16 protein-coding genes are annotated in these 15,676 nt (G+C 63.2%); 9 read left to right on the plus strand and 7 right to left on the minus strand.

Annotation, left to right across the window (positions count from 1 at the left end; translation table 11 throughout):
* Positions 1-27: 27 nt before the first annotated feature.
* Positions 28-921 carry a bestrophin family protein gene (locus AC07W7_RS09025; protein ID WP_495039151.1) on the minus strand — a complete coding sequence of 298 codons (894 nt, stop codon included), beginning with the start codon at positions 919-921 and terminating at the stop codon, positions 28-30.
* A gap of 254 nt (positions 922-1,175) precedes the next feature.
* Between AC07W7_RS09025 and AC07W7_RS09030 the strand changes: the two genes are divergently transcribed.
* From AC07W7_RS09030 to AC07W7_RS09055, 6 genes are all read left to right on the plus strand, one after another.
* Entirely contained in the window at positions 1,176-2,828 is a 1,653-nt protein-coding gene (locus AC07W7_RS09030) for an AMP-binding protein (RefSeq protein WP_099168966.1), read from the plus strand.
* A 22-nt stretch (positions 2,829-2,850) separates the two neighbouring features.
* Entirely contained in the window at positions 2,851-3,618 is a 768-nt protein-coding gene (locus AC07W7_RS09035) for an SDR family NAD(P)-dependent oxidoreductase (protein WP_495039152.1), read from the plus strand.
* 12 nt (positions 3,619-3,630) lie between these two features.
* A complete protein-coding gene (locus tag AC07W7_RS09040) occupies positions 3,631-4,824 on the plus strand; it encodes an acetyl-CoA C-acyltransferase (protein ID WP_099168965.1) in 1,194 nt (397 codons plus the stop codon).
* 9 nt (positions 4,825-4,833) lie between these two features.
* On the plus strand, positions 4,834-5,961 hold the full coding sequence (locus AC07W7_RS09045) for an acyl-CoA dehydrogenase (RefSeq protein ID WP_076960849.1): 1,128 nt from the start codon (positions 4,834-4,836) through the stop codon (positions 5,959-5,961).
* A gap of 14 nt (positions 5,962-5,975) precedes the next feature.
* Entirely contained in the window at positions 5,976-6,749 is a 774-nt protein-coding gene (locus tag AC07W7_RS09050; RefSeq protein ID WP_076960850.1) for an enoyl-CoA hydratase, read from the plus strand.
* A gap of 129 nt (positions 6,750-6,878) precedes the next feature.
* Positions 6,879-7,073: a hypothetical protein gene (locus AC07W7_RS09055; RefSeq protein ID WP_169901594.1), complete on the plus strand. Its 195-nt coding sequence runs from the start codon at positions 6,879-6,881 to the stop codon at positions 7,071-7,073.
* Here AC07W7_RS09055 and AC07W7_RS09060 read toward each other — a convergent pair.
* Positions 7,063-7,425: a fe2+ zn2+ uptake regulation protein gene (locus AC07W7_RS09060; RefSeq protein ID WP_076960852.1), complete on the minus strand. Its 363-nt coding sequence runs from the start codon at positions 7,423-7,425 to the stop codon at positions 7,063-7,065. The genes AC07W7_RS09055 and AC07W7_RS09060 overlap by 11 nt on opposite strands.
* A 253-nt stretch (positions 7,426-7,678) precedes the next feature.
* On the opposite strand from AC07W7_RS09060, the gene pvdQ reads away from it, so the two are divergent.
* Positions 7,679-9,967: a bifunctional acylase PvdQ gene (gene pvdQ, locus AC07W7_RS09065; protein ID WP_495039153.1), complete on the plus strand. Its 2,289-nt coding sequence runs from the start codon at positions 7,679-7,681 to the stop codon at positions 9,965-9,967.
* Positions 9,968-9,973: 6 nt separating this feature from the next.
* Here pvdQ and AC07W7_RS09070 read toward each other — a convergent pair whose 3' ends face one another.
* The 3 genes from AC07W7_RS09070 to AC07W7_RS09080 all read right to left on the minus strand — a co-directional run bounded on the left by AC07W7_RS09070 (position 9,974) and on the right by AC07W7_RS09080 (position 12,798).
* A complete protein-coding gene (locus tag AC07W7_RS09070) occupies positions 9,974-10,498 on the minus strand; it encodes an AAA family ATPase (RefSeq protein WP_076960854.1) in 525 nt (174 codons plus the stop codon).
* On the minus strand, positions 10,495-11,058 hold the full coding sequence (pnuC, locus tag AC07W7_RS09075) for a nicotinamide riboside transporter PnuC (RefSeq protein ID WP_495039154.1): 564 nt from the start codon (positions 11,056-11,058) through the stop codon (positions 10,495-10,497). The genes AC07W7_RS09070 and pnuC overlap by 4 nt, the downstream gene beginning before the upstream one ends.
* 105 nt (positions 11,059-11,163) lie before the next feature.
* Positions 11,164-12,798: a methyl-accepting chemotaxis protein gene (locus AC07W7_RS09080; RefSeq protein WP_495039155.1), complete on the minus strand. Its 1,635-nt coding sequence runs from the start codon at positions 12,796-12,798 to the stop codon at positions 11,164-11,166.
* Positions 12,799-13,048: 250 nt separating this feature from the next.
* Here AC07W7_RS09080 and AC07W7_RS09085 point away from each other — a divergent pair, with 250 nt between their 5' ends.
* Both AC07W7_RS09085 and AC07W7_RS09090 read left to right on the plus strand, forming a co-directional pair.
* Positions 13,049-13,879, plus strand: coding sequence for an undecaprenyl-diphosphate phosphatase (locus tag AC07W7_RS09085; protein ID WP_076960857.1), 831 nt, complete (start codon positions 13,049-13,051; stop codon positions 13,877-13,879).
* On the plus strand, positions 13,879-14,262 hold the full coding sequence (locus tag AC07W7_RS09090) for a DUF1294 domain-containing protein (protein ID WP_076960858.1): 384 nt from the start codon (positions 13,879-13,881) through the stop codon (positions 14,260-14,262). The genes AC07W7_RS09085 and AC07W7_RS09090 overlap by 1 nt, the downstream gene beginning before the upstream one ends.
* 114 nt (positions 14,263-14,376) lie before the next feature.
* On the opposite strand, the gene AC07W7_RS09095 is transcribed toward AC07W7_RS09090, so the two are convergent.
* Positions 14,377-14,727, minus strand: coding sequence for an MmcQ/YjbR family DNA-binding protein (locus AC07W7_RS09095; RefSeq protein ID WP_076961132.1), 351 nt, complete (start codon positions 14,725-14,727; stop codon positions 14,377-14,379).
* An 11-nt stretch (positions 14,728-14,738) separates the two neighbouring features.
* On the minus strand, positions 14,739-15,647 hold the full coding sequence (locus AC07W7_RS09100; protein ID WP_099168960.1) for a LysR substrate-binding domain-containing protein: 909 nt from the start codon (positions 15,645-15,647) through the stop codon (positions 14,739-14,741).
* Positions 15,648-15,676: the final 29 nt, after the last annotated feature.

A 15,676-nucleotide genomic window follows, 5' to 3' on the forward strand; every position in this document is an offset into this window, starting at 1 on the left:
CAGACACCGGCGAGTGTCAAACCTGTGTCACGTCAGTACGTAGTCCACCGGCGCCAACGGCGCGGGCAGGGCGGTTTCGCCGAGTGCCGCGAGGATCTCCCGTTCCAGGCTGCGCACGATGGCATTGCACGGCAGGTCGTTTTCATCGAAGCCAAAGGGGTCTTCCAGGTCGTCGCCGATTTCATCCAGGCCAAAGAAGGTGTAGCTGACAATGGCGGTGAAAATCGGCGTCAGCCAGCCCAGGGGCTCGGCCATGGCAAACGGCAGCAGGATGCAGAACAGATAGATGGTGCGGTGCAGCAGCAAGGTATAGGGGAAGGGCAGCGGCGTGCTCTTGATCCGCTCGCACGCGGCCTGCACCTGGCTCAGGCCCACCAGGCGGGTTTCCAGCTGGGTGTAGCGCCAGTCGCTGATCCGGCCCTGTTGCGCGGCGTCCGAGCAGTGGGCACCGAGGGTTTGCAGGATCCGGTCAGGCAGGTTCGGGTGGCTGGGTTCCACGCTGATCCACGGCTGGATGGCCCGGGCCTCGTCTTCCAGGCGCAGGCGCGCCACCAGGCCGTGGGCAAAGCCGCACAGGCCGCGCAACAGCCCTTCGCGCTCGCCGGGCAGGGTAAAAACCTGGCTTTCACGGATCAGCGAGCGGACTTCAATGACCATCTGCCCCAATTGCTTGCGACCTTCCCACCAGCGGTCGTAGCAGGCGTTGTTGCGAAAACTCATGAAAATCGACAGCGACAGCCCCAGCAGGGTGAACGGCGTGGCGTTGACCTTGGAGAAATAGGCCGGGTGCAGGGTTTCCACCAGCACGATCACCGAGGCCAGCAGTGTGACCAGCAGGCTGCGCAGGGCAATGCGCTTGGCAATCGAGCCCTTGAGGGAGAACAGGATGGCGAACAGGTTGGGTTTGGGGCGAACAATCATCGAGGGGCTTCTTCGGTGGCGCAGGCCCAAAGATTAGAAGCTGGCGGGTGGGGCGTCCAATCGCTTGCGTTGACCGGGCGATTGTCGGCCTCTATGACACAACCGTTTGTTCCAGAGCGTTATTGGCCAAACCAGTCAGCCACATTGAAAGCTTTGACCATTGTCCGTGCGCGGCTCTGGCGCCACTATTTGCGCAGCTTCACCCTGCAAAAGCACGCCCCCCAAAACAACAAAAGACCGAGGGATTTGCCACGATGCGCGATTATTTGGCTGCGACCACCCAGTTCAACTACCAGCAAACCGTCGAGGCCGCACTGGCCGGGCACCTGCAAGGCCTCAACGCCTGCGTCGAATGCTGCGACCGGCACGCGCTGCCGGGGCGCATCGCGTTGTTCTGGGAGGGCAAGGATGGCGGCAGCGCCACCGTCACCTTCAGCCAATTGCAGGACCAGGCGGCACGTTTGGCCAATTTTTTCCTGGCCCAGGGCGTCAAGCGTGGTGACAAGGTGGCCGGCCTGTTACCACGCACCGCCGAATTGCTGGTGACGGTGCTCGCCACCTGGCGCATTGGCGCGGTCTATCAACCGCTGTTCACCGCGTTCGGGCCCAAGGCCATTGAACACCGCCTGAACAGTTCCGGCGCGGCGCTGGTGGTGACCGACGCGGTCAACCGCAGCAAGCTGGCCGAAGTCGCCGACTGCCCGACCATCGTCACCGTGGCCGGCGCCAAGGGCGAAGGCATTGTGCGTGGCGATTTCAGCTTCTGGGCCGAGTTGCCCAACTATTCCAATGTGTGCGAGCCGGTCCTGCTGGGCGCCGATGATCCCTTCCTGCTGATGTTCACCTCTGGCACCACCGGCCCCTCGAAAGCCCTGGCCGTGCCGCTCAAGGCCCTGGTCGCGTTCCAGAGCTACACCCGCGACGCCGTGGACCTGCGCCCCGAAGACGCGTTCTGGAACGTTGCCGATCCGGGGTGGGCCTACGGTATCTACTTCGGCGTGACCGGACCGCTGTCCATGGGCCATCCGATCACCTTCTACGATGGCCCGTTCACCCTGGAAAGCACCTGCCGGGTCATCAATAAATACGGGATCACCAACCTGACCGGTTCGCCCACGGCCTACCGCCTGCTGATCGCCGGTGGCGAGCAGTTCGCGCGCTCGATCAAGGGCCGGCTGCGTATTGTCAGCAGCGCCGGCGAGCCGCTGAACCCGGAAGTGATCCGCTGGTTCGCCGATAACCTGGGCGTGACCATCCACGACCACTATGGTCAGACCGAGCTGGGCATGGTCCTGTGCAACCACCATGGCTTGGAACACCCGGTGCATGTCGGCTCCGCCGGCTTTGCCTCGCCGGGGCACCGCATTGTGGTGCTGGACGACAATCATCAGGAACTGCCCGCCGGCCAGCCCGGCATCCTTGCCATCGACCGCGAGCAGTCACCCATGTGCTGGTTCGCCGGCTACGAAGGGGTCAAGACCAAGGCCTTTGTCGGCAAGTATTACTTGAGCGGCGACACCGTGGAGTTGAACCCCGATGGCAGTATCAGCTTTGTCGGGCGCAGCGACGATGTGATCACCACCTCTGGCTACCGGGTAGGGCCGTTCGATGTGGAAAGTGCCCTGGTCGAGCACCCGGCAGTGATCGAAGCCGCCGTGGTCGGCAAGCCGGACGCGGAGCGTACCGAACTGGTCAAGGCCTTTGTGGTGATCAACAGCCAGTACCGCGCCGACGCCGCATTGGCCGAAGAGCTGCGCCAGCATGTGCGCAAGCGCCTGGCGGCCCATGCCTACCCACGGGAAATCGAATTTGTCAGCGACTTGCCCAAGACCCCGAGCGGCAAGCTGCAACGCTTTATTTTGCGTAACCAGGAAATCGCCAAGGTCCAGGCAGCGACCACGGCTTGATCCCTCTTTTAAGGAAACAACGATGCAGATTGAAAACAAGGTGTTTATGGTCAGCGGCGGCGCTTCGGGCCTCGGCGCGGCGACTGCCGAAATGTTGGTGGCCGCAGGCGCCAAGGTGATGCTGGTGGACCTGAATGCCGACGCCGTGGCGGCCCAGGCGGCAAAACTGGGGGCACAGGCGCGCAGCGTGGTGGCGGATATCAGCCAGGAAGCGGCCGCCGAAGCCGCGGTACAGGCCACTGTGGCGGCGTTTGGCGGCCTGCATGGCCTGGTCAACTGCGCGGGCGTGGTGCGTGGCGAGAAAATCCTCGGCAAGGATGGGCCCCATGCCCTGGCCAGCTTCGCCCAGGTGATCAACGTCAACCTGGTCGGCAGCTTCAACCTGCTGCGCCTGGCCGCAGCGGCGATTGCCGAAAGCACGGCGGATGCCGATGGCGAGCGTGGCGTGATCATCAACACCGCTTCGGTGGCGGCCTTCGACGGCCAGGTCGGCCAGGCCGCCTACGCGGCGTCCAAGGGCGCGATTGCCAGCCTGACCCTGCCGGCCGCCCGTGAGCTGGCGCGCTTCGGCATCCGCGTGATGACCATCGCCCCGGGCATCTTTGAAACGCCAATGATGGCTGGCATGACCCCGCAGGTCCGCGACTCCCTGGCGGCCGGCGTGCCGTTCCCGCCACGCCTGGGCAAGCCGGCCGAGTACGCCGCGCTGGCCCGGCATATCATTGAAAACAGCATGCTCAATGGCGAGGTGATCCGTCTTGACGGTGCCTTGCGCATGGCAGCCAAGTAAGGAGGATTTGTCATGACCCAGCTCCACGATCCGATTGTTATCGTCAGTGCCGTACGCACGCCCATGGGCGGGTTCCAGGGCGAACTCAAGGGCCTGACCGCGCCGCAACTGGGCGCCGCCGCGATTCGCGCGGCTGTCGAGCGCGCCGGTATCGCCCACGACGCCGTGGATGAAGTGTTGTTCGGCTGCGTACTGCCCGCCGGCCTCGGCCAGGCCCCGGCACGCCAGGCCGCCCTGGGCGCCGGCCTGGACAAGTCGACGCGCTGCACCACCCTCAACAAAATGTGTGGTTCGGGCATGCAAGCGGCGATTCTGGCCCATGACTCGCTGCTGGCCGGCAGCGTGCAGGTGGTGATCGCCGGCGGCATGGAGAGCATGTCCAACGCGCCTTACCTGCTCGACCGGGCGCGCAGCGGCTACCGCATGGGCCATGGCCGGGTGCTTGACCATATGTTCCTCGATGGCCTGGAAGACGCCTACGACAAGGGCCGCCTGATGGGCACCTTTGCCGAGGATTGCGCCGAGGCCAACGGCTTTAGTCGTGAGGCCCAGGATGCCTTTGCCATTGCCTCGTTGACCCGCGCCCAGCAGGCGATCAGTGCCGGGCGCTTCAGCGCCGAGATCGTCCCGGTGCAGGTCACCGTGGGCAAGGAACAAAAGACCATCACTGACGATGAGCAGCCGCCCAAGGCCAAGCTGGATAAGATCGCGACCCTCAAGCCAGCGTTTCGCGAAGGCGGCACGGTGACGGCGGCCAACTCCAGCTCGATCTCCGACGGTGCGGCGGCCTTGCTCATGATGCGCCAGAGCCAAGCGCAACAGCGCGGGCTCAAGCCCCTGGCGGTGATCCATGGCCACGCGGCCTTTGCCGATGAGCCGGGGCTGTTCCCGGTGGCGCCGGTGGGGGCGATCCGTAAGCTGTTGAGCAAGACCGGCTGGAGCCTGGGCGATGTCGACCTGTTCGAGATCAACGAAGCCTTTGCCGTGGTCAGCCTGGTGACCATGAGCAAGCTGGACATTCCCCACGACAAGGTCAACGTCCATGGCGGCGCCTGTGCCCTGGGGCACCCGATTGGCGCATCCGGTGCGCGGATCCTCGTGACCCTGCTCTCGGCCCTGCGCCAGCGGGGCCTCAAGCGCGGTGTCGCGGCCATCTGCATCGGCGGCGGCGAAGCCACGGCCATGGCCGTCGAGTGCCTGGATTAAGGAGTTTTTATGTTGCCCAATGACGAACAACTGCAAATCAGCGACGCGGCCCGCCAGTTTGCCCAGGAACGGCTCAAGCCGTTCGCCGCCGGGTGGGACCGCGAGCATCGCTTCCCCAGGGAGGCTATCGCCGAGATGGCCGAGCTGGGCTTTTTCGGCATGCTCGTGCCGGAACAGTGGGGTGGCTGCGACACCGGCTACCTGGCCTATGCCATGGCCCTGGAAGAGGTCGCGGCCGGTGACGGCGCGTGCTCGACCATCATGAGCGTGCACAACTCGGTGGGCTGCGTGCCCATCCTCAAGTTCGGCAATGACTTGCAAAAGGAGCAGTTCCTCAAGCCCCTGGCCAGTGGTGCGATGCTCGGCGCGTTCGCCCTGACCGAGCCCCAGGCCGGGTCGGATGCCAGCAGCCTGAAGACCCGCGCGCGCCTTGAGGGCGAGCACTACGTGCTCAATGGCTGCAAGCAGTTCATCACCTCCGGGCAGAACGCCGGGGTGGTGATTGTGTTTGCGGTGACTGATCCGGCGGCCGGCAAGCGTGGGATCAGTGCGTTTATCGTGCCCACTGACTCGCCGGGCTACAAGGTGGCGCGGGTCGAGGACAAGCTGGGCCAGCATGCGTCCGACACCTGCCAGATTCTCTTCGAGGATGTGAAGGTGCCCGTCGCCAACCGCCTGGGCGAGGAGGGTGAAGGCTACAAAATCGCCCTGGCTAACCTTGAGGGCGGGCGCGTGGGCATTGCCGCGCAATCGGTGGGCATGGCCCGCGCCGCGTTTGAAGCGGCCCGTGATTACGCCCGCGAGCGGGAAAGCTTCGGCAAACCGCTGATCGAGCACCAGGCCGTGGCCTTTCGCCTGGCAGACATGGCCACCCAGATCGCCGTGGCCCGGCAGATGGTGCATTACGCAGCGGCCCTGCGCGACAGCGGCCAGCCGGCGCTGGTGGAAGCGTCCATGGCCAAGCTGTTCGCCTCGGAAATGGCCGAGAAAGTCTGTTCTGCCGCCTTGCAAACCCTGGGCGGATACGGTTACCTGAGCGACTTCCCGCTGGAGCGGATCTACCGTGATGTGCGGGTCTGCCAGATCTATGAAGGCACCAGTGATATTCAGCGCATGGTCATTTCGCGCAATCTTTGAAGAGGAACGGATCGATGAGTTACGAAACCATTTTGCTCGACGTTCAAGGCCGTGTCGGGCTGATTACCCTCAATCGCCCGCAGGCGCTGAATGCCTTGAACGCGCAATTGGTCAGCGAAGTGAACCAGGCCCTGGACAGCCTGGAAGCCAACCCCGAGATCGGCTGCATCGTGTTGACCGGCTCGAAGAAAGCCTTTGCCGCCGGCGCCGATATCAAGGAAATGGCCGAGCTGACCTACCCGCAGATCTACCTCGACGACCTGTTCAGCGACAGCGACCGTGTGGCCAACCGGCGCAAGCCGATCATCGCGGCGGTCAACGGCTTTGCCCTGGGCGGCGGCTGTGAACTGGCGTTGATGTGCGATTTTATCCTGGCCGGTGACACGGCCAAGTTCGGCCAGCCGGAAGTCAACCTGGGCGTACTGCCGGGCATGGGCGGCACCCAGCGCCTGACCCGTGCGGTGGGCAAGGCCAAGGCCATGGAAATGTGCCTGACCGGGCGTTTTATCGATGCGGTGGAGGCCGAGCGTTGTGGCATCGTGGCGCGGATCGTGCCGGCCGACGAACTGCTGGACGAAGCGCTCAAGGTGGCGGCGCTGATTGCCAGCAAATCGGTGCCGATCAGCATGATGGTCAAGGAAAGCGTGAACCGCGCCTTTGAGGTCAGCCTGTCGGAAGGTGTGCGCTTTGAACGCCGGGTGTTCCACGCGGCCTTCGCGACCCAGGATCAGAAGGAAGGCATGGCGGCGTTCGTGGCCAAGCGTGCGCCGCAGTTCAAGGACCAATAACCTGGCCCTGTAGGCGCGAGCGAGCTCGCGCCTACAATGGGTTGTGTGTGGGTGCCAAAGTGTTTGATCGCCTGTAACATGCGCCCCTGATACGCCCCAGATACAATCTTCAGGTTTCAGGAACCCATCATGACCCAGAAGCAACGCTTGATTTACTCGATTCTGATTTCCCTGGTCGTCCTCGGCACGATGTTTGGCCTGTCCTACTTGCAGAACATCGGCACCATCAGTGAGAAGACGTTCCAGTACATCGCCATTGCCGTGGCGGTGATTGTGGTGGTGATCAACGGCATCATGCGCCGCAAGGTCAAGCCTAACCAGTGACGTCGGTCAGGACCTTGGCAGCCTCTTCATGGAGGCTGTAGCTTTTATCGCTGTTGAGGATGATCACCCCCTCGCTGCACAGGCGCTTGAGTACCTCGCGCACACTGAGAAACGATAGCGGGATGCCCAGTTCCAGCAAATGGCTGTGCACACCCCGTACCCCCAGCGAGCGGCCGTTGTCGGCGGCGGTGAGCAGGGCGTCGATGACTTTCAGCCGGATCAGGCTGGTGCGCAACCCAAAACACTTGAGCAGATGGCGGATGCGTTGGTTGCCTTGCTGCTCGGGGGCCGCGCCGTAAGCGGCGTCGTGTGCCATAGAATGTCCATCCGTGGGCAGTTGCGGGTTGTACATGCAAAAACTCCTTATCAGAGCCTTGATCAGGAAAACGATGGCGCTCTTAGTTAATAAGACGTATGAGCGGCGCAAATCATGAAGTCCCAAGGGTATAAATTTTGTCAGTATCGGGTTTGTCACATGCCTGACACCTGGGAATAGTCTGCGGGCGGACTAAATTTCTCCGATTTTCTACGTCTTTACCCATGGGTTGGTGTTCGCGAGCCGGCCTCGCCTTGGGCGTTTAATTTGGTTTGACGATGGGGTCTGCGTGATTATTTCCAACGGGTTGTCCAGGGTTTGCGTAGCGGGTGTGTTGCTGGGGGTGAGCCTGGGGGCGACGGCCCGCCAGGCGAGCGAAGTACAGGCCGGTGCAATGAGCGCCGAGATCCGCCGCACCGGGTTTGGTATCCCGCATATCCGCGCCAACGATGAGCGCGGCCTGGGCTATGGCATCGGCTATGCCTACGCGCAAGACAACCTGTGTTTGTTGGCCAACGAGGTGGTGACGGTCAACGGTCAGCGCGCCCGCTATTTCGGCGCCGAGCAGGCGACCCTGGAGGAGCGCAACAACCTGACCAGCGATGTGTTCTTTACCTGGCTCAATACCCCCGACGCGGTGGCGGCCTTCTGGAAGGCGCAGCCCCCAGCGATGCAGCAGCGCCTCGAAGGCTATGTGGCGGGGTACAACCGTTACCTGCAAGAGCGCGGGGCCAAGGGCCTGCCGATGCAGTGCCAGGGCGCCTGGGTGCGGCCGATCAGCACCGATGACCTGGTCAAGCTGACCCGACGCTTGCTGGTAGAAGGCGGTGTCGGGCAATTTGCCGAGGCCTTGGCGGGAGCGACACCGCCCCAGCCAGGCGTGGCGGTGCAGGGCAATGCGCGAGCGTTTGAGGTCGCCACCTTGAAGCAGCAGCGCTTTGCCCTGGATCGTGGCAGCAACGCGGTGGCGGTGGGCAGCGAGCGTTCGTTCAACGGGCGCGGCATGTTATTGGCCAACCCGCATTTCCCGTGGATCGGTGGCATGCGCTTTTACCAGATGCACTTGACCATCCCTGGTCAGTTGGATGTGATGGGCGCCGCCTTGCCGGGCCTGCCGGTGGTCAATATCGGTTTCAACCAGCATGTGGCCTGGACCCATACGGTCGATACATCCAAGCACTTCACCCTGTATCGCTTGACCCTGGACCCGAAGGATTCAACTCGCTATTTGCTCGACGGCAAGTCGATCCCCATGCAGAAAAGCCAGGTAACCGTGCAGGTCAAGGGTGCCGAGCCCCACACCCAAACGGTCTACAGTTCGCAGTTCGGCCCGGTGGTGCAATGGCCGGGCAAGCTCGACTGGAACGGGCAGTACGCCTTCAGCCTGCGCGACGCCAACCTGGGCAACGACCGCGTGCTGCACCAGTGGTATGCGATGAACCAGGCCCGCAGCCTCAAGGACCTGCAAACCTCGGTGCAGGTCCTGCAGGGCATTCCGTGGGTCAATACCCTGGCGGCGGATGACCAGGGGCAGAGCCTGTATATGAACCTGTCGGTGGTGCCGAACGTCAGTGCGCAAAAGCTCGCGCAATGCAGTGACCCGCGTGCCGGCCTGCAGATGATCATGCTCGACGGTGCCCGCAGCGCCTGTGCCTGGGATATCGACCCGCGTGCCGCACAGCCGGGGATCTTCGCCGCTGAGCAACTGCCGCAGCTGCAGCGCAAGGACTATGTGCAGCATTCCAACGACTCGGCCTGGATGGCCAACCCCAAGGCGCCGCTGGCCGGCTTTTCGCCGGTGGTCAGCCAGGACCGCATCGCCCTGGGCGCCCGTGCGCGTTTTGCCTTGCAGCGTTTGCAGGACCTGGACAAGCAGCCGATCACCGTCGGCGATTTGCAGCACATGGTGCTGGATAACCAGGTGTACCTGGCCGGGCAGGTGATGCCGGACTTGCTCAGGTTTTGCGCGCAACAGACGGATGCAGCGTTGACAACCCTGTGTACCCGCCTCAAGGACTGGGACCAGAAAGCCAACCTCGACAGCGGCCTGGGCCTGGTGCATTTCATCCAGGTCATGGCGCGCATGCAGCATGTGCCGCAGGTGTGCCGTGTTGCGTTTGACCCGGATCATGCGCAAACCACCCCGCGCGGCTTGCTTATCGAGCAGCCGGAGGTGGCCGGGGCATTGCGTGAGGCGATGCTGGCGTCAATCGCCCAGGTGAGCGAGCTGGGGTTGCCGGAGGGTGCGCGTTGGGGCGATATCCAGGTCTCGGGCAGCACCCCGATGCATGGCGGCCCGCAGGAACTGGGGATCTACAACGCCATGCAAAGCGTGCCGAGGGCCGATGGCAAGCGTGAGGTGGTCAGCGGCAGCAGTTACATGCAGATCGTCACCTTCGACGATCAGGGGCCCAAGGCCGAAGGGGTGTTGGCGTTCTCACTGTCCAGCGATCCGGCATCGCCGTACTTCAAGGACCAGACCCTGGCGTTTTCCGCGAAAAAGCTCAGCCCGTTGCCGTTTACCGAACAGCAGATCAAGGCTGATCCGCAGTATCAACGGCAGGTGATCCACGAGTAGGGGGGGTTATTCTGCGAGCAGCTGCGCCACGGCGGCAAACGCCTGGTCATGCCGCGCCTGCCAATCCCCGTCAATCACCTTGAAGGGCTGGTGATGCTGCTCCAGCCAGTCGCGGCTGGCCTGGAAGAAGGCCAGGCGATCGGCCAGGTCCGGCTGGCAGCGCTGACCGTCGGCGGTCCAGCCAATGCCTTCGGGCGACAGCAGCAGGTGCAGGTCGTAGTGGCGGGCCAGCAGCGCCTCATCGAGCCATGCCGGGGCATCGCCAAACAGGGTCAGGCTCCACAGCTTGTTGGTCAGCAAGTGGGTGTCGAGGATCAACAGTTGCGGTTGCCGCGCACGGCCGGCATCTTCCCAGGCCAGTTGGCCGCGGGCGATGTCCGGGATGTCGGCCAGGGTGGTATCGCGCTGGTAGTGGTCGATGAAGTAGCGCACATACTCGCCCACCAGCACCGCGCCGAAATGCGCCTGCAACTGCTCGGCCAGCCAGCTTTTACCGCTGGACTCGGGGCCTGCCATCACCAGCACCTTCATGCGCGCAACGCCGGGTCGGCGCGCCATTGCCGCCAGCCCTGCACGGCGATCACGGTGAACAGGGCATAGAGCGCGGCCGTCAGGTACAGCCCTTTGTAGACAAACAGGCCGACAAAAATCACATCGACCACAATCCACAGCGCCCAGCATTGCACGCGTTTTTGCGCCATCCACATCTGCGCCACCAGGCTGAAACCGGTCAGCGCTGCATCCAGCCACGGTTGGGCGGCATCGGTCCAGTGCGCCATGGCCGCGCCCAGCAGCAGGCTGCCCACGGCGCCGAGACTCAGGCTCAGGAGGACGGCCTGGGTGCCGAGGCGGGTGACCTGTCGCCCTTGGCGCACCTCGCCGGCACGGGTCCATTGCCACCAACCGTAGACTTGCAGGCCGGCGTAGACCACTTGCAGCAGCATGTCCGAATACAGCTTCACCTCGAAGAACACCCAGGTGTACAGCAACACCATGACCAGGCCGATCGGCCAGCACCACGGGTTCTGCTTGACCGTCAGCCAGACGGCAATCACCCCCAGCGCGGCGGCAAACAGTTCAAGCCCGGACATGGGATTCCTTGGAAGAGTCGAAGAGGAGGGCGATTGTACCCAACCTCCCGGGCAAAATGCAGAACCCGTGTAGGCGCTGGAGGCCAGCGCCTACACCGTGGGGGGTTAGACCTTGAACTGGCGCAGCAGGCCGTTGAGCTCTTCGCTCAAGTCCTTCAGGTGCACGCTGGCCACGCTCGATTGCTGGGCCGCCAGCGCAGTGCTGTGGGACAGGCCGGCGGCCTGGGTCACGTTCTGGTTGATGTCTTCCACCACGTGGGCCTGTTGCAGGGTGGCGCTGGCAATCGAGGCGTTGAGGCCGTTGAGGTTGCGCAGGGCCTGGCCGATGGCTGTCAGGCTGGCACCCGCCTGGCCGGCTTGTTCAATGGTCAGTTGCGAGGCCTGGTGGCTGTCGCTGATGACCTTGACCGCCGCTTCGGAATGCCCTTGCAGGCGTTCGATCATGCTCTGGATTTCGGCGGTGGATTTTTGCGTGCGCTGGGCCAGCAGGCGTACTTCGTCGGCAACCACGGCAAAACCGCGGCCCTGCTCGCCAGCGCGGGCCGCTTCGATGGCCGCGTTGAGGGCCAGCAGGTTGGTCTGGTCGGCAATGCTGCGGATCACCTCCAGCACCCCGCCAATCTGCGTGCTTTCGGTGGACAGGGTACGGATCACTTCCACGGCCTGGCTGATGGTGCCGGACAGTGCATCGATCTGTTGCAGGCTGCCGTCGATATTGACCTGGCCCTGTTCGGCCTGGGTCTGGGCATCGCGCATTTCGCTGGCGGCGTGTTCGGCATTCTTCGCCACGTCCTGCACGCCGTAGGTCACTTCATTGATGGCGGTGGCCACTAGCTCCATTTGCTGGGACTGCTGCTGGCTGCGGTCATGGGCCTGGCTGGCGTTGCTGCCCAGTTCGGCGGACGACTGGCCCAGGGCATTGGCGCACACCTGCAACTGGCTGACCACCTGGCGCAGCTTGGCGGTGAAGGTGTTGAAGTGCTGGGACAGTTGCGTGACTTCGTCCCGGCCGTGGGTGTCGAGGCTGCGGGTCAAGTCGCTTTCGCCGCTGGCGATATTGGCCATGGCGTGCACCGCTTCCTGTAGCGGGCGCACGATGCTGCGGGCAATCAGCACCACCAGCAGGGCCATGATCAGCGCAATGCCCAGGCCGACCAGCGAGGCTTCCCACACCTGGCCACGGAACTGGGCCTGTACGTCGTCCACGTAGATGCCGGAGCCAATGATCCAGCCCCAGGGCTCGAACAACTGGATATAGGAGGTCTTGGCCACCGGCGCATCCGCCCCGGGCTTCGGCCAGCGGTAGTTGACGACACCGCTGCCCTTGGCCTTGGCCAGGCTGACAAACTCGTTGAAGATCGCAAAGCCGTCCGGGTCGCGGATGGTCGAAAGGTTCTGCCCGTCGAGCTTGGGGTTGGCCGGGTGCATGATCATTACCGGCGTCAGGTCATTGATCCAGAAGTAGTCGTCCTGGTCATAGCGCAGGCCGCGCACCACACTCAGGGCTTGCTTCTGCGCCGCTTCGCGGGTCAGCACGCCGGTGGTCTCGAGGGTGTGATAAAAGTTCAGAATCCCGCTGGCGGTCTGCACCACATGCTGGGTCTGCTGGCTCTTGGCCTGGTAGAGATCGTCGTGGATCTGCTTGAGCATCAGCAACCCCAGGGTCAGCAACATCAACACGGCGACTATCAGGATCATCCACAGGCGTCGGCTGATCGACATATTGCGCAAACTATTCATAGTCTTGTCACTCCGCGTTCTTATAATTTTCGGTGTTGCATTGATCGGCCAGCGATAACGCGCAGCGAAATTCGGGCTTGTCTGATAGGCTTTCGGCCCGGAATCAAAAAACCTGAGTCCTGCCTGATTTTTCACAGAATTTTTGCAGTTCGGCCTTGATCCTGCGCGCAGCCTTGCAGCGTGCTCATCGTTAGTGAACACCTAGAAAATATCAACGAGGCATGCCGTCGCATGACCTTTTGGGGGAATAATGGATCTTTGGACTGCCTTTCAGGCATTGATACTTGGCATTGTCGAAGGGCTGACGGAGTTCTTGCCGATCTCCAGTACCGGGCACCAGATCATCGTCGCCGACTTGCTCGACTTCGGTGGCGAACGCGCCATGGCGTTCAACATCATCATTCAACTGGGCGCCATCCTGGCGGTGGTCTGGGAGTTCCGGCGCAAGATCCTCGACGTAGTGACCGGCCTGCCGACCCAGCGCAATGCCCAGCGCTTCACGGTCAACCTGCTGATCGCTTTCCTGCCGGCGGTGGTGCTGGGGGTGATTTTTGCCGACCTGATCCACGAATACCTGTTCAACCCGATCACCGTGGCCACCGCACTGGTGATCGGTGGCGTGATCATGTTGTGGGCCGAGCGCCGCGAGCATGAAGTCCATGCCGAAACGGTGGATGACATCACCTGGAAAGACGCCTTGAAAGTGGGTTTTGCCCAGTGCCTGGCGATGATCCCGGGCACTTCGCGTTCCGGCTCGACCATTATCGGCGGCCTGTTGTTCGGCCTGTCGCGCAAGACAGCCACCGAGTTCTCGTTCTTCCTGGCAATGCCAACCATGGTCGGCGCGGCGGTGTACTCGGGCTACAAGTACCGTGACCTGTTCCAGCCGGCGGATCTGCCGGTGTTTGCCGTCGGTTTTGTGGTCTCGTTCATCTTCGCGATGATTGCGGTGCGTGGCTTGCTCAAGTTCATCGCCAGCCACAGCTATGCGGTGTTTGCCTGGTACCGCATTGCGTTCGGTTTGCTGATCCTGGCCACCTGGCAGTTCGGCTGGATTGACTGGGCGGCGGCCAAGGCGTGATGACAATCCAACATCTGCGCTTGAAGGCTGTGGTGTTTGCACTGTTGTGTGCCGTGCCGTTGTTCGGCGCGGCCCTGCTGGCGTATCGCGGGGTGTCGTTGGTGCCGTTGGCGGCCTATGGCCTGGTCAGCGTGGTGACGTTTTGCCTGTACTGGAGCGACAAACGCAAGGCCCAGAGCGACAGCTGGCGCACCCCGGAGAAGATCCTGCATGCCCTGGAACTGGCCGGTGGCTGGCCGGGCGCCTTGCTCGCCCAGCAGGTGTTTCGCCACAAGACGCGCAAGGTGTCGTACCAGGTGGTGTTCTGGCTGATCGTGTTGCTGCACCAGGTGTTCTGGATCGATCAGTTGTTCCTTGGTGGGACGCTGCTGTCAGTCTTCTAGCCATGTGGGGCTTGAGAGCGAAGCTGCGCCCTTGTGGGAGCGAGCAAGCCCGCTCCCACAGGGGTATGTGCATGTCTCGATGATCAAGTTGTGTGCAAGACGACCTGGACTGGCTTACTCGTCCAGCCTCAACCCGATCTGCGTGCGCTTGGGCAGCTTGCTCACCACCAACTGGTGGGAACGCTGCAGCAAGCCGCGCAGTTCTTCGCCGCCCAGCGGGTAGGGCACCTGCATGATGATCCACTGCGCCCGCGCCAGGTACGGCGCCGGGTGGATGCCGGGGCGGTCCACGTGGCCGAGGAACAGTTCCTTGTCGACCTTGAACGCCAGGGAATCGCCCCGCAGGTTCTGCAAGGCGAACATCTTGTTGCCGGCAATGGAGAACACCCGCACGCCGCCCCACTTGTAATCCTCCCGGGCACCGGGCAAACCCAGGCAGAACCGGGCGACGTCGTCTTCGCTCATGATCCGGGTATTCATAGCCGTCGATCTCCGCAACTCTTGAAGGCATGGGCCAAAAAGTCGATCCAGGCACGCACGGCTGGGGATACGCCGCGTCGGTGTGGGTAGACCGCTTGCAGCCAGCCACCGGGCAATGACCATTCAGGCAGCAGTTGCACCAGTTGGCCGGTTTCCAGCTCCTGCTCGCAATACATCATCGGCAGCACGGTAAAGCCCAGGCCGGCGAGGGCGCTGGCCTTGCGTACGAGGAAGTCGTCGATACCCAGGCGTGCCTCCATTGCCAGGTCAGTGACATTGCCGACCGGGTCGAGCATGCGCAGGTGGACCAGACGGTCGGCCTCCAGTGCGCCGAGTATGGGCAGTTGCTTGAGGTCGGCCGGGGTTTCGATCCGGCGACCGCGCATAAACTCGGGGCTGGCGACCATGGCCGTCTGGGCCTGGCGCAGGCGGCGGGTTACCAGCAGCGGGTCTTCATCCCCCAGTTCGCGCACGCGCAAGGCCACGTCTACGCCCTCGGCCACCAGGTCTACGCGGCGATTGATCAGCATCATCTCCAGTTGCACCAACGGGTGGGCCGCGAGGAATTGCGCCACCACGGTCGGCAGGATTTCATGGGCCAGGCCCACCGGGCAACTGACCCGCAGGCGGCCCCGTGGCTCGCTGGACATGTTGACTACGGCTTCGTCGGCCATTTCCGCTTCCAGCAGCATCGCCTGGCAATGCCCCAGGTAACGTTCGCCGACGGCGGTCAGGGTCAGTTGCCGGGTGGTGCGCTGCAGCAGGCGAGCGCCGAGGCGCTCCTCCAGTTCGGCAATGCGCCGCGACAGCCGGGATTTGGGGATCCCCAGCAGCCGGCCAGCGGCCGCGAAGCCACCGGCTTCCACCACCTTGGCGAAATAGTAGAGGTCATTGAGGTCTTGCATGGTTGGCCTATTGTCCTGTCAGTGGGACG

It is taken from the genome of Pseudomonas sp. GW821-FHT01D09 (assembly GCF_059422465.1).

Bases quoted from the DNA above. Each gene is read 5' to 3' on its own strand.
- AC07W7_RS09025 (WP_495039151.1), bottom strand. From the start codon at position 921: ATGATTGTTCGCCCCAAACCCAACCTGTTCGCCATCCTGTTCTCCCTC.
- AC07W7_RS09030 (WP_099168966.1), top strand. From the start codon at position 1,176: ATGCGCGATTATTTGGCTGCGACCACCCAGTTCAACTACCAGCAAACC.
- AC07W7_RS09035 (WP_495039152.1), top strand. From the start codon at position 2,851: ATGCAGATTGAAAACAAGGTGTTTATGGTCAGCGGCGGCGCTTCGGGC.
- AC07W7_RS09040 (WP_099168965.1), top strand. From the start codon at position 3,631: ATGACCCAGCTCCACGATCCGATTGTTATCGTCAGTGCCGTACGCACG.
- AC07W7_RS09045 (WP_076960849.1), top strand. From the start codon at position 4,834: ATGTTGCCCAATGACGAACAACTGCAAATCAGCGACGCGGCCCGCCAG.
- AC07W7_RS09050 (WP_076960850.1), top strand. From the start codon at position 5,976: ATGAGTTACGAAACCATTTTGCTCGACGTTCAAGGCCGTGTCGGGCTG.
- AC07W7_RS09055 (WP_169901594.1), top strand. From the start codon at position 6,879: ATGACCCAGAAGCAACGCTTGATTTACTCGATTCTGATTTCCCTGGTC.
- AC07W7_RS09060 (WP_076960852.1), bottom strand. From the start codon at position 7,425: ATGTACAACCCGCAACTGCCCACGGATGGACATTCTATGGCACACGAC.
- AC07W7_RS09070 (WP_076960854.1), bottom strand. From the start codon at position 10,498: ATGAAGGTGCTGGTGATGGCAGGCCCCGAGTCCAGCGGTAAAAGCTGG.
- pnuC (WP_495039154.1), bottom strand. From the start codon at position 11,058: ATGTCCGGGCTTGAACTGTTTGCCGCCGCGCTGGGGGTGATTGCCGTC.
- AC07W7_RS09080 (WP_495039155.1), bottom strand. From the start codon at position 12,798: ATGAATAGTTTGCGCAATATGTCGATCAGCCGACGCCTGTGGATGATC.
- AC07W7_RS09085 (WP_076960857.1), top strand. From the start codon at position 13,049: ATGGATCTTTGGACTGCCTTTCAGGCATTGATACTTGGCATTGTCGAA.
- AC07W7_RS09090 (WP_076960858.1), top strand. From the start codon at position 13,879: ATGACAATCCAACATCTGCGCTTGAAGGCTGTGGTGTTTGCACTGTTG.
- AC07W7_RS09095 (WP_076961132.1), bottom strand. From the start codon at position 14,727: ATGAGCGAAGACGACGTCGCCCGGTTCTGCCTGGGTTTGCCCGGTGCC.
- AC07W7_RS09100 (WP_099168960.1), bottom strand. From the start codon at position 15,647: ATGCAAGACCTCAATGACCTCTACTATTTCGCCAAGGTGGTGGAAGCC.